At 36.5% G+C, this 15,571-nt stretch carries 11 protein-coding genes; 8 read left to right on the top strand and 3 right to left on the bottom strand.

Features of this window, described 5'->3' with window-relative positions; translation table 11 throughout:
* Nucleotides 1-31: 31 nt before the first annotated feature.
* The gene (locus J4050_RS01925; protein ID WP_208152245.1) at nucleotides 32-2,803 is read right to left on the bottom strand and encodes a 2-oxoglutarate dehydrogenase E1 component; all 2,772 of its coding nucleotides are present in this window, start codon (nucleotides 2,801-2,803) and stop codon (nucleotides 32-34) included.
* 112 nt (nucleotides 2,804-2,915) lie between these two features.
* Between J4050_RS01925 and J4050_RS01920 the strand changes: the two genes are divergently transcribed.
* Nucleotides 2,916-3,458, top strand: coding sequence for an alpha-ketoglutarate decarboxylase (locus J4050_RS01920; protein WP_243878519.1), 543 nt, complete (start codon nucleotides 2,916-2,918; stop codon nucleotides 3,456-3,458).
* Here J4050_RS01920 and J4050_RS01915 read toward each other — a convergent pair.
* Nucleotides 3,455-3,805 carry a hypothetical protein gene (locus J4050_RS01915; RefSeq protein ID WP_208152244.1) on the bottom strand — a complete coding sequence of 117 codons (351 nt, stop codon included), beginning with the start codon at nucleotides 3,803-3,805 and terminating at the stop codon, nucleotides 3,455-3,457. The two genes, J4050_RS01920 and J4050_RS01915, sit on opposite strands and share 4 nt — an antisense overlap.
* Complete coding sequence (locus J4050_RS01910) at nucleotides 3,805-4,779, bottom strand: polyprenyl synthetase family protein (RefSeq protein WP_208152243.1); 975 nt, start codon at nucleotides 4,777-4,779, stop codon at nucleotides 3,805-3,807. The genes J4050_RS01915 and J4050_RS01910 overlap by 1 nt, the downstream gene beginning before the upstream one ends.
* Nucleotides 4,780-4,898: 119 nt before the next feature.
* Between J4050_RS01910 and J4050_RS01905 the strand changes: the two genes are divergently transcribed.
* The 7 genes from J4050_RS01905 to J4050_RS01875 all read left to right on the top strand — a co-directional run bounded on the left by J4050_RS01905 (nucleotide 4,899) and on the right by J4050_RS01875 (nucleotide 15,536).
* On the top strand, nucleotides 4,899-5,501 hold the full coding sequence (locus J4050_RS01905) for a TetR/AcrR family transcriptional regulator (protein WP_208152242.1): 603 nt from the start codon (nucleotides 4,899-4,901) through the stop codon (nucleotides 5,499-5,501).
* Between the two features lie 3 nt (nucleotides 5,502-5,504).
* Nucleotides 5,505-6,845: a TolC family protein gene (locus J4050_RS01900; RefSeq protein ID WP_208152241.1), complete on the top strand. Its 1,341-nt coding sequence runs from the start codon at nucleotides 5,505-5,507 to the stop codon at nucleotides 6,843-6,845.
* 32 nt (nucleotides 6,846-6,877) lie between these two features.
* Nucleotides 6,878-8,062: an efflux RND transporter periplasmic adaptor subunit gene (locus J4050_RS01895; protein ID WP_208152240.1), complete on the top strand. Its 1,185-nt coding sequence runs from the start codon at nucleotides 6,878-6,880 to the stop codon at nucleotides 8,060-8,062.
* 23 nt (nucleotides 8,063-8,085) lie between these two features.
* Nucleotides 8,086-11,631 carry an efflux RND transporter permease subunit gene (locus J4050_RS01890; RefSeq protein WP_208152239.1) on the top strand — a complete coding sequence of 1,182 codons (3,546 nt, stop codon included), beginning with the start codon at nucleotides 8,086-8,088 and terminating at the stop codon, nucleotides 11,629-11,631.
* 83 nt (nucleotides 11,632-11,714) lie between these two features.
* Nucleotides 11,715-13,469: an aspartate--tRNA ligase gene (gene aspS, locus J4050_RS01885; RefSeq protein WP_208152238.1), complete on the top strand. Its 1,755-nt coding sequence runs from the start codon at nucleotides 11,715-11,717 to the stop codon at nucleotides 13,467-13,469.
* Between the two features lie 46 nt (nucleotides 13,470-13,515).
* Nucleotides 13,516-15,294, top strand: coding sequence for a chloride channel protein (locus J4050_RS01880; RefSeq protein ID WP_208152237.1), 1,779 nt, complete (start codon nucleotides 13,516-13,518; stop codon nucleotides 15,292-15,294).
* Nucleotides 15,291-15,536, top strand: a complete 246-nt coding sequence (locus tag J4050_RS01875) for a hypothetical protein (protein WP_208152236.1) — start codon at nucleotides 15,291-15,293, stop codon at nucleotides 15,534-15,536. Before J4050_RS01880 ends, J4050_RS01875 begins: the two co-directional genes overlap by 4 nt.
* Nucleotides 15,537-15,571: the final 35 nt, after the last annotated feature.

Genomic DNA, 15,571 nt, shown 5'->3' with positions numbered 1-15,571 from the left:
TTTTTGATTTATTAAGCTCTAATTTGAGTTCTTATTGTTCTTTATACTTTTTTTGATTGTCTTTAGACTTGTCAAATACAAAATCGATAACCTCTTTATGGCGCATTTTAGAACGCACTGAACTACCTGCCGCAGGTGCTCCATAAGGTCGTCTTGTAGCTGCACGCCAAGACCTAGCTTCTTCTAAATGCATCATCATATGGCTATATGCTCCCATATTTCTCGGTTCTTCTTGTGCCCAAACAATATCATCTGCGTTACCGTATTTTTTAATGATTTCCCTTATAGCACTAATAGGTAAAGGAAACAACTGCTCCAATCTTACTAACGCTATATCTTCTCTTCCTTGCTTCTGGCGTTCATCTAATAAATCGTAGTAGAACTTACCAGTAACAAAAACCAAAGTTTTTACACTCTTTGCATCAACTTTATTATCATCAATTAGCATTTGGAAACTACCATTTGTAAATTCATCTACTGTAGAAATTACCTTTGGATGTCGCAATAAGCTTTTTGGTGTGAATACAATTAATGGTTTGCGATACGCTGCTTTCATCTGTCGTCTTAACAAATGGAACATATTGGCAGGAGTTGTACAATCGGCCACAAACATATTGTCTTTAGCACATAACTGTAAATACCGTTCCATACGGCCAGATGAATGCTCAGCTCCCTGCCCTTCATACCCATGAGGTAATAGCATCACTAATCCGTTCTGGGTTTTCCATTTATCCTCACCTGAAGATATATATTGGTCAATCATAATTTGGGCTCCATTACTAAAGTCGCCAAATTGTGCTTCCCAAATTGTTAAGGTGTTAGGGCTTGCCATGGCATAGCCATAATCAAAACCAACAACACCATATTCTGATAATAAGGAATTGTAAATATTAAAGTTTCCTTGATTATCCGATAGGTTTTTTAGTAAAACAATCTCTTCTTCACTATCCTCAACTTTTACTACAGCATGACGATGTGAGAATGTACCACGCTCAACATCCTGACCTGAAATGCGTACGTCATAACCTTCCAATAAAAGGGTTCCATAAGCCAAATGTTCAGCCATGGCCCAATCTAAACGATTTTCGTCAAACATGATTTGACGTGATTCTATGAGACGTTGAATCTTTCTTATAAACTTTTTATCCTTTGGAAGATTAGAAATTACCTTTGTAACCTGCTCTAGAGTTGCTTTTGAAACAGTAGTGTCAATGTTCTCCATCATTGTTACTTCCGTAACACGAGTGAACCCTTTCCATTCCTCTTGCATAAAGGCTGTGATTTCAGTCTTATCTTCTTTGCGGGAGTCTTCTAGTTTTTCTTCTAGCTGTTCTTTGTAAGCTGCCTCAATATGTTTAACATATCCTTCGTCAATAATCCCTTCATCAATCAACCGTAAAGCATATATGTCTCTTGGATTTTTATGTTTTGATATCGCCTTGTAAAGTAGTGGTTGTGTAAATTTTGGTTCATCACCTTCATTGTGTCCGTATTTTCTATAGCCTAATAAATCGATGAAAACATCACGTTTAAACTGCATTCTGAAATCGAGTGCAAAAAGGGCAGCGTGGACAACCGCCTCTGCATCATCAGCATTGACATGTAACACCGGAGACAAAGTTACTTTTCCAACATCTGTACAATAAGTACTGGAGCGACCATCTAAATAATTGGTTGTAAACCCTATTTGATTATTAACAACAATGTGTATTGTCCCATTGGTCTTGTAACCATCTAATTTGGCCATTTGAACAACCTCGTAAACTAAACCCTGCCCTGCAATTGCCGCATCTCCATGAACTACGATAGGCAGTACTTGGGTAGCATTTTCAATCTCTTTTTTATCTTGTTTCGCTCGCGCAATGCCTTGCACAACAGCACCTACAGTTTCTAAGTGCGAAGGGTTTGGTGCTATATTAAGATTAATCTTCTTGTTGTTATAAGTTTCTCGATTACTCGTCCATCCTAAATGGTATTTAACATCACCATCAAAAATTTCTTCTTCATAATCCTTTCCGTCAAATTCGCTGAAAATGTCTTTAGCAGATTTACCAAAAATATTAGTCAAAGTACTTAACCGGCCACGATGTGCCATCCCCATAACAAATTCCTTAACACCTTGGTCTGCTGCCTTTTCGATAATGGCATCAACAGCAGGTATTAATGACTCATTTCCTTCTAATGAAAATCGCTTCTGGCCAACATATTTGGTATGTAAAAATGACTCAAAAGCTACAGCTTGATTTAATTTTTTAAGAATGTACTTTTTCTCATCTGCTGTGAACTTACTATGATTATCATTTATGTTTAGCTTGTCTTGAATCCACTGAATTTCCTCTGGTTTGCGTATATACATGTACTCCACACCAATAGAATCGCAGTAGATAAGCTCTAAATTATCAATAATTTTTTGAAGTGTCGCTGAGCCTATACCTATGATTTCACCTGCTGAAAATGTAGTTTGCAAATCGTCCTTCGATAAACCAAAATTCTCAATTTCTAATGTTGGAGCATATTTACGTCTGGCCCTTACAGGGTTTGTCTTTGTAAACAAATGTCCACGAGTTCTATACCCATCAATAAGTTTTACTACCTGAAACTCTTTTTGAAGGTGTTCTGGAATCTGGGCAGAGACACCATCTACGATTTCGCCTTCGAGACCATAATTCTCAGAGCCAAAATCGTAACCTTGAAAAAAGGCTCGCCAACTAGGTTCTACAGAATCAGGATTTTTTAGATATTGGTCATATAAATCAGCAAAGTATGCTGTATGTGCTGCGTTGAGAAAGGAATATTTATCCATTAGTATTTCCGCTGTGGACGTTTCAACAAAATTTCTTCAAAAATACAACTTTTAGCAAATATAGCTTGGGTTTTATTATATTTATAACACTAAAAATCAAGCTTGTTTTCTTATGTCTACTACTCAAACCAAATTTGTCAAAGTTCTAAGTTTAATACTGATATGCACAGCATTCAATATAAGAGCTGTAAATGCACAAGATGCGACACCAATGCAGACCTCTTTTTGGGACAATGTTAGGTTTGGAGGTGGTATAGGATTGAACTTTGGCAGTGGTTTTTTTGCCGGAAACCTTGCTCCCATTGGTGTTTACCGTTTTAACGAATACGTTTCTACAGGTGTAGGCCTTAATTTTGCCTACACAAGTGAGCGCAATTTTTACGATAGTTTTGTTGTCGGTGGTAGTTTTCTTGGATTTTTCAATCCGATAAGAGAAATTCAAATATCAACAGAATTCCAACAGTCCTATGTTAACAGAACCTTTGACGCTAATGTCCCTTTTACTGACGAAAAATACTGGGTACCAGCAATTTTTCTTGGATTAGGGTACACCACAAATAATGTCACGGTTGGTATACAATATGATTTACTCTACGATAGAAATCGTAGCATTTACGCAGATTCATGGTTTCCGTTTGTACGAGTTCTTTTTTAGGCGTATTTGTTTTTAAACCACACTTTTTGCCACACGCGTTGAAGAATAAGAAAAGTAATATCTGCAGAAAGTTTATAGGTGTCCATTCCGTCTAATGACCTCACCTTTTCTTCCGAAACATCTACAATGTAGAGTAAGTTGAGATAGTCCATAAATTTTTCATTGATCAGTTTATAGACGACTTCTTGAAGCATTAGTCTTAAAGAAGAAGGGAGAACACTCGTGTTAAAATAAAGGTCAACATTGGCATATGTTAAATCTTTGTTGAGTTGTGCAATTAGCTTCTCGTAAAGGTTAAGCGTATGCGCTTCTTCAATAAGATTTTCGAATGTTTGTGGTAAATTCATCACACGTTTCTGGTCATCAGACCTAGGCCAAATTGCTTTAAAAGTGCTTTTTTCTCTTCAGAAATTGCCAATTGTTCTAAAACTGTGAACGCCTTATTGGTATAATCCTCCACGGCATCAAGAGTTGCTCGCTCTGCACCAGAGGCCACAAATAATTCTTTAACTGCCTTAATTTTTACTGAATTATCTTCCGATTGGGTTTCAAACCAAGACCGAAGCGTCTTCTCATCATCTAGATTGGAAAACTCCTTAGCCTTTAAATACAAATAGGTTTTTTTGTTTTCAATTATATCACCTCCAATTTGTTTACCAAAGGTATCTGGATTTCCAAAAGCATCTAAATAATCATCTTGCAACTGAAAAGCGATGCCCAAATAACGTCCAAAATCATAAATAGCATCTTGATCTTTTTCTGAAGCTCCAGCAACAATAGCACCCATTTTCATAGCAGCACCCACTAAAACAGCTGTTTTATATTCAATCATTTTTAAATACTCTGGTATAGCAACATCATTTCTAGTTTCAAAATCGATATCATATTGTTGTCCCTCACATACCTCAATTGCCGTCTTGCTAAATAGTGTAACTAAGGATTTAAAATGTTCTGTACCGTATTTTTCTAAGAGTTGATAGGCCATTATCAACATGGCATCACCAGATAATATCCCTGTGTTTACGTCCCATTTCTCATGGACAGTTTGTTGACCTCGGCGCAATGGCGCATCATCCATAATATCATCATGGATGAGGGTAAAATTATGAAACACCTCAACACACAAAGCTGCATTTAAAGCCACTGTTACATCTCCCTCAAAAACATCACAGGTCATAAGCGTAAGTGTAGGCCTTAGACGCTTTCCTCCCAATTTCAAAATGTAGTGAATAGGGTTATACAGATTCTGAGGTTCCCTATCCTTGGTATACACCTCAATGAATTCTAGAAGGTCTTTTCGGTATGTATCAATGTGTTGCATGCTGCAAAAATAATGTATATCCCATATTTAAAGGCAATGTTACTAATGTTAAATTAGTATTAAAACTTAGGAAACTTTTTTTGTTTTTAAAGTTTCCGTGCGTAGTTTTGTTCGCTCTAATGAAAAACAAAATCATACATACCTCAGCGGAACTGTTTCTAAATCTTGGGTTTAAGAGCGTTACCATGGATGACATTGCCAATACTATGGGCATATCAAAAAAAACTATATATGTACACTTTCCAAACAAAACTAAACTGGTTGAGGCCGTAACCTTTCACCTCTTCGATACTATCTGTAATGGCATTGACGATATTTGTGATAATGCACCCAACCCAATTGAAGAGCTGTACTCTATTAAGCTATTTGTGATGCATCATTTAAAAAACGAAAAGGCATCGCCCCAACATCAGCTTAAAAAATACTATCCTCAGATTTATACCCAACTTAAAATGAAACAGTTCGAAAAAATGCATTCATCGGTAGAGGAGAGCTTAAAGGACGGTGTTGAAACAGGTGTTTTTAGAGACTCCATTGACGTTGATTTTATTTCACGCATGTACTTTACAGGTATGACAGGCATAAAAGACAATATGTTTTTCCCTCCACAGCAATTTCAGATGGAATATCTTATGGAGAGCTACTTAGAATACCATTTAAGAGCCATTGTAACTGACAAAGGAATGGCCATACTTAATAATTTCATCAACAAATCATACTAATAAATGAAAAAAATAATCTCAATCCTTCTGGTCATTTTTGTTGGTGGTTTTGGCCAAGCACAAGAGGCGATACAAAGCTTTAGTCTTGAAGAGGCTATCACTTATGCCTTAGAAAATAACAGAAATGTAAAAAATGCTTCAAGAGATGTTGCGGCTGCAGAAGAACAAAAATGGGAGACCATAGCTACGGGTTTACCTCAAATAGACGGAAACATTAATTATCAAAACTTTTTAGAACAACAAGTATCTGTAGTCCCTGCCGAATTCTTCGGTGGTAATCCCGGAGACTTTGAAGAGGTCATATTCGGAACCAAACAAAATGTAAGTGCCTCGGCAACTTTAAATCAGTTGATATTCGATGGTTCTTATATTGTAGGTCTTCAATCTGTTAAGGTTTTTTTAGAAATTTCAAAAAATGCGAAAGAAAAAACAGAACTTCAAGTAAGACAAAACGTAATCAATGCCTATGGCAATGTTTTATTGGCTATTGAAAGTGAAGCCATTCTTGTCAAAAACAGAGATGTTCTTAGAAAGAACCTAGATGAGACTACAAAGATTTACGAAAACGGACTTGAAGAAGAAGAAAGTGTTGAGCAATTGCAAATCACTTTATCTGGTATTGAAAGTCTGTTAAAAAATGCCACACGCCTTAAAACCATCGCGTATCAAATGTTCAATATAACTTTAGGCATAGATGTAAACACCAATACTGTACTAACTGATTCTTTAGAAAACCTCGCGGAAACCAATATATCGCTAGAACTTTTAAATGCCGAAGAAAATGTAGAAGATAATATAGATTACATGATTGCAGAAAACGATAAAACCTCCAAAGAGTTGTTGGTAAAATTAGAAAAAAGTAAAGCTTTACCGCAATTAACAGGTTTTATTAATGGTGGTTATTTAGGTTTTAGTAATGAGTTTACTTTTTTAGACTCGGACCAAAACTGGTCTGGGTTTTCTGCTTTTGGTATTAATCTAAATATCCCCATTTTTAGTTCCCTCGGCAGAACGGCAAAAACCCAGCGCGCCAAAATTGAATTAGAAATTGCTGAAGAGAGTCTAACAGAGCTAGAGCAACAAATTAGACTAGAAATAGCACGTGCTAAAAGCGATTACCAGTTTTCCATTGAAGATTATGACATTAAAAAACAGAATTTAAAACTGGCCGAGCGTATTGAAAAGAAAAATGAAACAAAATTCTTTGAGGGTATTGGTTCTAGTTTTGAACTGAGACAAGCACAAACCCAATTATATAATGCGCAGTCGGAGTACTTACAGTCCATGTTAAATGTTATCACTAATAAAACACAACTTGAAACGGTATTAAACCGCCCAAATTAATAAGCCATCTATCCACTAAAAAAATTAATGAAATGAAATTCCAATATATCTTATTAGTACTAACAAGTTTAGCTCTTATTTCTTGCGGCGGAAAAGAAACTATCGATGCCTCAAAAATTAGTGTAGAAAAAGTTCTTAACTCCAAAGATCTAGACTCCATCAAGGCAAAAAAAGACGAGCTTTACGCAGCACAACAAGAAATCTCAGCACAATTAAAACAATTAAATGATCGCATTGCCTTACTTGACGAGAACAGCAAGTTACCGCTAATTACAACTGTAATCTCTGAAGCTGAACCATTTTACCATTTTATAGAATTACAAGGAAATGTAACCACAAAAAGTGTTGTCACTATTAGTTCAGAATTCAATGGTCAGTTGACCCAGGTTTTCGTAAAAGAAGGTCAAAAAGTATCTAAAGGTCAGGTATTAGCAAAGATTGACGACGGTGGTTTATCTCAACAAATAGCTCAAATGAAAATACAACGCGACCTAGCCAAAACAACTTTTGAGCGTCAAAAGCGCTTGTGGGAGCAAAATATAGGAAGTGAGATACAATATTTACAAGCTAAATCTAATTATGAAGCGCAGTCTGAAGCTATAAGCCAAATGAATCAGCAACTTGCAAAAACCAAGGTAACAGCTCCAATCTCAGGAACAATTGACGAAATTTTTATTGAACAAGGCAACCTCGTTGCTGCAGGACTGTCTTTGATGCGCCTGGTCAATCTAAATAATATGTATATAGAAACAGATGTGCCAGAGCGCTATGTGGCAGATGTTACCAAAGGTAAAACTGTTGATATTGAATTTCCGTTTTTAGGAAAAACGATGTCCTCAACTATTCGCCAAGCGAGTGACTATATCAATCCGTCTAATAGAACTTACACTATAGAAGTCCCTGTAACCGAAAAAGACAGTAATATAAAGCCAAATCTTACAGCACGCTTAAGGATTAATGATTACACCAATGAAAACGCTATACTCATACCCCAAAATATTATTTCAGAAGATGCGGGAGGTTCTCAATATGTTTTTGCACTAAAAGATATTAGTAATAATATGGGAACTGTAGAACGGATAGATATTAAAACAGGAAAAACCCAAGGCGATATCATTGAGGTTATTTCTGGGCTTCAACCAAATATGCAGTTAATAAAAGAAGGTGCAAGAAGCGTTAAAAATGGACAACGCGTTAAGATAGATCGTCAATCATAAGACCACAAAAAATCTAACTACCCATGGCCAAAAAAAAGAAAAACATAGATAAGGAATTTAAATTGTCCTCTTGGGCGATTACCAATAAAACCACAATGTATGTGTTAATGGCGTTTATCCTTATCTTAGGAATAACAGCTTATTTTAGCATGCCTCGTGAGGATTTTCCTGAAATAAAAGAAACCAAAATATACATTAGCTCTGTCTATCCAGGGAATACCGCGGAAGACATAGAAAAACTAATAACTGACCCCTTAGAAGACAAACTTAAAACCGTAACTAACGTCGTCGAGATTACTTCAACATCTCAAGAAGACTACTCCATAATTATCGTTGAGTTTGATGATGATATGGATGTAGAGGTGGCGAAACAATTGGTTAAGGATGAAATAGATACTGAAACAGCAGGTGAAGATTGGCCAACGTTTAATGGTGCTAAAGTAGATCCAAACGTATTTGATCTGAGCATGTCTGAGGAGCTCCCGATACTAAACATTAATCTTACTGGAGATTACCCTATCCAGAAGTTAAAAGATTATGCAGAATATCTTCAAGATGATATTGAAGATTTATTAGAAATTAAACAAGCAGATATTAGAGGTGCTCAAGAAAAAGAAGTTGAAGTTGCAGTAGACGTCTATAAAATGACAGCTATGCAAGTTAGCTTCGATGATATAATCAATGCCATAAATCGCGGTAATGTTACTACTTCTGCTGGTAACCTCATTGCAAGCGGACAACGCAGAACTATAAGAGTTTTAGGTGAAATTGAAGAACCAAGAGACCTTTACAACTTTGTCGTAAAATCAGAAAATAATCAACCTATCTATTTACGAGATTTAGCAACGGTAACATTTAAAGAAAAAGACAAAACGACTTACGCCAGAAAAGACGGTAAAAAGGTAGTAATGCTAGATGTTAAGAAGCGTTCAGGAAAGAACATGGTAGCAGCGGCAGAGCGAATAAAAACTATTGTAAAAGAGGCGCAAGAAAATTATTTTCCAAAAAATTTAGAAGTTACCATCACCAACGACTTATCAGACAAAACCATTGGGCAAGTTGACGATTTAGTCAATAATATCATCTTCGGAATTATATTGGTAGTAACCGTTTTAATGTTCTTCCTAGGGTTTAAAAATGCGCTTTTTGTTGGGTTTGCCATTCCTATGTCTATGTTTATGTCTTTGATGATTTTAAGCGCCTTAGGTTACACTCTAAATACAATGATACTTTTTGGTCTTATTATGGGACTTGGTATGCTCGTAGATAATGGAATTGTAGTTGTAGAAAATGTCTATCGCTTAATGGATGAAGAAGGGCTTTCACGCATTGAGGCCGCTAAAAAAGGTATCGGCGAGATTGCTTTTCCTATTATCATATCTACTGTTACAACAGTTGCCGCTTTTGTTCCTCTAGGCTTGTGGCCAGGCTTATTTGGTCAATTTATGATTTACTTCCCTGTGACCCTCTCTGTAGTCCTAGGATCTTCATTATTTGTTGCTATTTTCTTCAATTCAGTTCTGGTGTCACAGTTTATGACCATTGAGGATAAAGAAATGCCTTTAAAACGTATCATTTCAATTTCTGCAATTGTTGGTGGTTTAGGTTTACTCATACTTGTTATCGGCGGACCTTATCGCGGTCTTGGTGGTGTTATGCTTTTTACAGCCCTAATGCTTTGGGTTTATCGTTTATTTTTAAGAGGCGCCGCAAATTATTTCCAAAGAAAAATATTAACATGGCTTGAGAGTGCTTATGAAAATACGCTCCGTAGTGCATTAAGTGGATGGAAACCAGTTAGTATAGCCGTAGGCACCTTTATTCTTTTATTTGTTGCCTTCGGAGGTTTTGGTGCTTCCATAGCTTCTCAACGCACACAGGTGGAGTTTTTCCCCGATAACAAGCCCAATCAAATCATTGTTTATATCGAATATCCTGAAGGAACCGATATTGATAAAACAAATTCAATAACTAAAGAAATAGAACAGCGTGTCTATCAAATTTTAAATGAAGATACGTATCTGGATAATGGTTATAATTACATGGTGGAAGCTGCAGTTTCACAGGTTGGTGAAGGAGCCGGAAATCCGCAAACTGATGGCGGTTCTCAGGCCGAAATGCCTCATCGAGGTAAAATTACGGCGACCATGCGACAATATAAATACCGTCGAGGTCAAGACAGTGAATTGTTACGTCAAAAAGTGCAGGAAGCCTTAACAGGGGTTTACCCTGGCGTATTGATTTCAGTAGAAAAAGATATCGCTGGGCCACCTGCCGGAGCTCCAATAAACATTGAGCTACAAGGGGACAATTATGATGAATTGATTGCTACAGCCGAACAAATGCGTCGCTTCATCAACACTCGGAATGTGCCTGGTGTTGACGAACTTAAAATAGATGTTAACAAAGATAAGCCTTCTATGAGTGTGGAAGTAGATCGCGAAAAAGCAGGTGAACTTGGGGTTAGTGTTGGACAAGTTGGAATGCAACTCAGAAATGCACTATTTGGTTCTAAAGCTGGGATCTATAAAGAAGATGGTGATGACTATGATATTTACGTTCGTTTTGGTGAAGATATTCGATATAACAAAAGTGCCTTATTTAATCAGAATATCACATTTAGAGATATGGCTTCGGGTCAGGTAAAGGCAATTCCGGTTTCAGCTCTCGCTAAACAAAGTAATAGCTCCGGATTTAGTGCCATAAAACACCGAGATACTAAACGGGTAGTCACCGTGTATTCAGCTTTGGCGCCAGGTTTTGTAGATGCGGCAGCGGTCGTTGACCAAATTAAAACCGAGATGAAAGCCTTTACAGACTTTCCTAATAGTATTAAGATAGATTACACTGGGCAGATTGAAGAACAGAATAAGCAACAATCCTTTTTAATGGGTGCATTCTTCAAAGGTCTAGGTTTAATTTTCTTCATTCTTATTTTCCAATTTAACTCAGTATCAAAGCCAGCTATTATTATGATAGCGATATTCTTGAGTTTAATAGGCGTATTTGGAGGTATTGTAATTACGGGATCTTCTTTTGTTATTATGATGACCATGATGGGAATTATTTCATTGGCCGGTATTGTAGTAAATAATGGTGTTGTTCTTTTGGACTATGCCCAATTGCTTATAGACAGAAGAAAAGATGCTCTAAATCTAGATGATAACGAGTACCTACCCGTAAAAGATTTATTTGAATGTGTTGTTAAGGCTGGTAAAGCACGTTTAAGACCTGTATTACTTACGGCAATCACGACCATTCTAGGTTTAATACCTCTTGCTATTGGATTAAACATCAATTTCTTTACTTTTTTCAGTGATTTTGATGCCAATATTTATGTCGGAGGTGATAACGTGATTTTCTGGGGACCACTAGCATGGACCGTAATCTACGGTCTTTTTGTGGCAACCTTTTTAACGCTTATTGTAGTACCAATTTTGTTTTTCTTAATCACTAAATTTAAAATGTGGTCAAAACGTCAGTTCTCGGAAACAAGCGAAACAGTTAAAACTTCCGACCCAAAAATCTCAAATGAACCCACTTTTGTTCTAAACACCAAAGTTGATTAATAGCGAAAAGCCTTGACAATTGTCAAGGCTTTTTTAGTGTTAATAGGCTAAGTTGCTTAAATTTGCAGCCTTAATTAAATGAAATGTATAGAAGTCATACTTGTGGTGAACTTAGAGCCACGCATATAAATACGGAGGTGACACTTTCAGGCTGGGTTCAAGGTGTTAGAGATAAGGGTTTTATGATTTATGTAGACCTACGGGATCGTTACGGGATAACACAGTTGTATTTTGATGAGGAGCGCTCCGTTAAGGAATTGATGGATAAGGCACGAAAATTAGGTAGAGAATTCGTAATTCAAGTAAAAGGAACTGTTGTAGAACGTGCTTCTAAAAACCCAAATATCCCAACTGGTGGAGTCGAAGTTTTGGTTAAAGAACTTACCCTTTTAAACGCTTCACTTGTACCACCTTTTACTATTGAAGATGATACCGATGGTGGCGATGACCTTCGCATGAAATTTCGATATATCGATATTAGACGAAATCCTGTTAAGGACAGCTTGATTTTTAGACACAAGGTTGCTCAAGCTGTTCGTAATTATTTATCGGAAGAGGGCTTTATTGAGGTAGAAACACCTTATTTAATTAAATCTACTCCTGAAGGCGCTAGAGATTTCGTAGTCCCATCACGAATGAATGAAGGTCAATTTTATGCCTTACCACAATCACCACAAACCTTTAAGCAACTGCTTATGGTAGGTGGCATGGATAAATATTTTCAAATTGTAAAATGCTTTAGAGACGAAGATTTAAGAGCTGACCGCCAGCCCGAATTCACTCAAATTGATTGTGAAATGGCTTTTGTAGAACAAGAAGATATCCTCAATACATTTGAAGGATTGACAAAACATCTCATAAAAGAAACTCACGGTATTGAGGTAAACAAGTTTCCAAGGATGACCTTTGATGACGCTATGCGCTTATACGGTAATGATAAACCAGATATAAGATTTGGAATGCAATTTGGCGAGCTCAATGAGGTGGCGCAGCACAAGGACTTTAATGTATTTAATTCTGCTGAACTTGTTGTTGGTATAGCCGTTCCTGGCGCAAATAGTTACACTCGAAAGGAAATTGACAAACTTATTGATTGGGTCAAACGCCCACAGATAGGTGCTTTAGGCATGGTTTATTGTCGTTATAATGAGGATGGCAGCTTTAAATCTTCGGTTGATAAATTTTACAGCCAAGAAGATTTGGCCAAATGGGCTGAAGTTACTGGTGCCAAACCAGGCGACCTTATCTGCGTTTTATCAGGTGATACCAATAAAGTACGAGCCCAACTTAGCGCTTTACGAATGGAACTGGCAGAACGTTTAGGTCTGAGAAAACCAAATGAATTTGCTCCGCTCTGGGTTATAGATTTTCCATTATTAGAATGGGACGAAGAAACCGAACGCTATCATGCGATGCACCATCCATTTACCTCACCAAAACCTGGCCAACTAGCATTGTTAGATTCAAATCCAGGTAATGTTAAGGCTAATGCCTACGATTTAGTTTTAAATGGCAATGAAATCGGTGGGGGATCTATTAGAATTCATGATAAAGCAACACAAGCTATAATGCTAAGACATCTAGGGTTTACTGATGAAGAGGCAAGAGCGCAGTTTGGATTCTTAATGGATGCTTTTGAATATGGCGCACCACCTCATGGTGGTATTGCATTTGGATTAGATAGACTTGTTTCTATTTTGGGTGGACAAGAGACCATACGAGATTTTATCGCCTTCCCTAAAAACAATTCTGGTCGTGATGTTATGATTGATGCTCCTGCCGTTATTGACAAGGAACAATTGAAAGAATTACATCTCAAATTAGATTTAGAATCATAATAATTAAATCCTGTCTTATGGCAGGATTTTTTGTTAGTTTTAGGTTATGTCAAAATCAAACTTATTTAAGCGCATACTTATTTGGAGATATCGACATATCTCAGAAAAGAACTTTGTGTTTTTACTAAGCTTGGTCATTGGCCTATTAGCTGGTTTAATATCTGTTTTCATTAAAAACATTACGTTTGGGATAGAGGCCATTCTTGAAAAAGGAATCGTTCTTTCACAAAATAGCATTTACTTTATTCTACCTATTGTTGGCCTCTTTTTAGTTTATCTTTTTGTTCAGTACATTGCAAAAAGACCTAGCGGACACGCTATTCCCTCAATACTCTATGCTTTATCTAAACGCAACGGAATTATTAATAGGCACAACATGTATTTTCCAATTGTTACAGCACCTTTAACTGTTGGCTTCGGAGGTTCAGTAGGGTTATTAGGTCCTGCTATTGCGTCTTCTTCAGCTGTGAGTTCTACTCTTGGAGGATTACTTCATACAGATAGAAAAACAAGAAGTCTTTTAATTGGTTGTGCCTCCGCTGGCGCCATTGCCTCTATCTTCAAATCTCCTATTGCCGCCATAATATTTGCCATTGAGGTATTTAGTCTAGATTTAACCTTTGCTTCTTTATTGCCCCTTTTAATTGCATCGGTTTCGTCTGTAATTACGTCTTATTTTTTTCTTGGAGATAGTGTGTTATTTGATTTTAATGTTTCTGAAAAATTTGTGATTAAAGACACCCTTTTCTACATTGTTTTAGGCATAGGAACTGGTATAGCTTCAATCTACTTTTCAAAAATCTATTTTTCTATAACATCAATTTTTAACAAACTAAAATCTGCGCGTCAAAAACTAATTATTGGAGGATTAGCCATTGGTGCTATGCTCTATTTCATTCCTCCTCTTTATGGTGAAGGATTTGGTTTTATTAATGATTTATTGTTAGGAAATGATATTAAAGCTTTGGGTAGCACACCTTTTGATCCCTACTTAGACAATATATGGGTTGTAATTGCATTACTTATTGGTATTACTATTTTTAAGGCTATTGCAATGACCACAACCTTTGCCGCTGGTGGTACAGGAGGAATTATAATTCCAACTTTAGTTATGGGAAGCGCCTTGGGAAATGTAGTGGCAAAGATTATTAATAACAGTGGTTTGGGTTTTTCGGTTTCTGAAGCAAATTTTACATTAATCGGTATGGCTGGGCTAATTTCAGGGGTGCTCCATGCGCCCTTAACGGCTATTTTTTTAATTGCCGAAATCTCTGGAGGGTATGAATTGTTTGTTCCGCTAATGATTACAGCTTCCATGTCTTTTATTATCAATAAAAACACGTTAGACCACACTATTTACACCAAGGAACTCTTAGAGAAAGGCGCCTTGTTAACCCAAAATAAAGACAAAAGTGTTTTAACTTTAATGAATCTAGATACGGTTATTGAGAAAGACTTTATAGAATTACACCCTGAAATGACATTGGGTAATATGCTACTTAAAGGTGTGGCTAAGTCTAATCGGAACCTTTTTCCTGTAACTGACGATACTGGTAATTTTGTGGGAATTATATATTTAGATGATATAAGAACAGTGATGTTTGACCAATCCTTATATAGCTCAACTACTGTTGAAACCTTTATGCATAAACCTCCTGAATACATTCAATACAATAATGATTCCATGGAAATGGTTATGAAAAAATTTCATGATTCTGGTGCATGGAATCTTCCGGTTATTAAAGACAATAAATATTACGGCTTTGTCTCTAAATCAAAATTATTGACTGCATACAGGCGCGAATTGATTAATTTTACCTCATGAAATTGATTAAATCAATAACAGCTATTGCTCTTTTAACCTCCCTAGCAAGCATTACTTGTGGTTTTATTTTAGATGTGTCTTATTCTCAAAAACTCATTGGTTTTGGTGTTGTGGGCCTTTTTTTAGTTGTATTTCCTCTTTTTTCGTATTACCGTTGGAAGGATAAGGACTTTAAGGACTATATGCTTACCCAAGAAAATCTCGATAAAATGCGGAAAACACAAAAAGAGAAGAAGCTATAAATTCACAAAACAAAAGTACCACAGATTTAAAATGG

The organism is Winogradskyella pelagia (assembly GCF_017581965.1).
In the GTDB taxonomy this organism is placed as follows: Bacteria; Bacteroidota; Bacteroidia; order Flavobacteriales; family Flavobacteriaceae; genus Winogradskyella; species Winogradskyella pelagia.
Note: the sequence above shows the minus strand (reverse complement) of the source record. Positions and strands in the feature narration are given on the sequence as shown.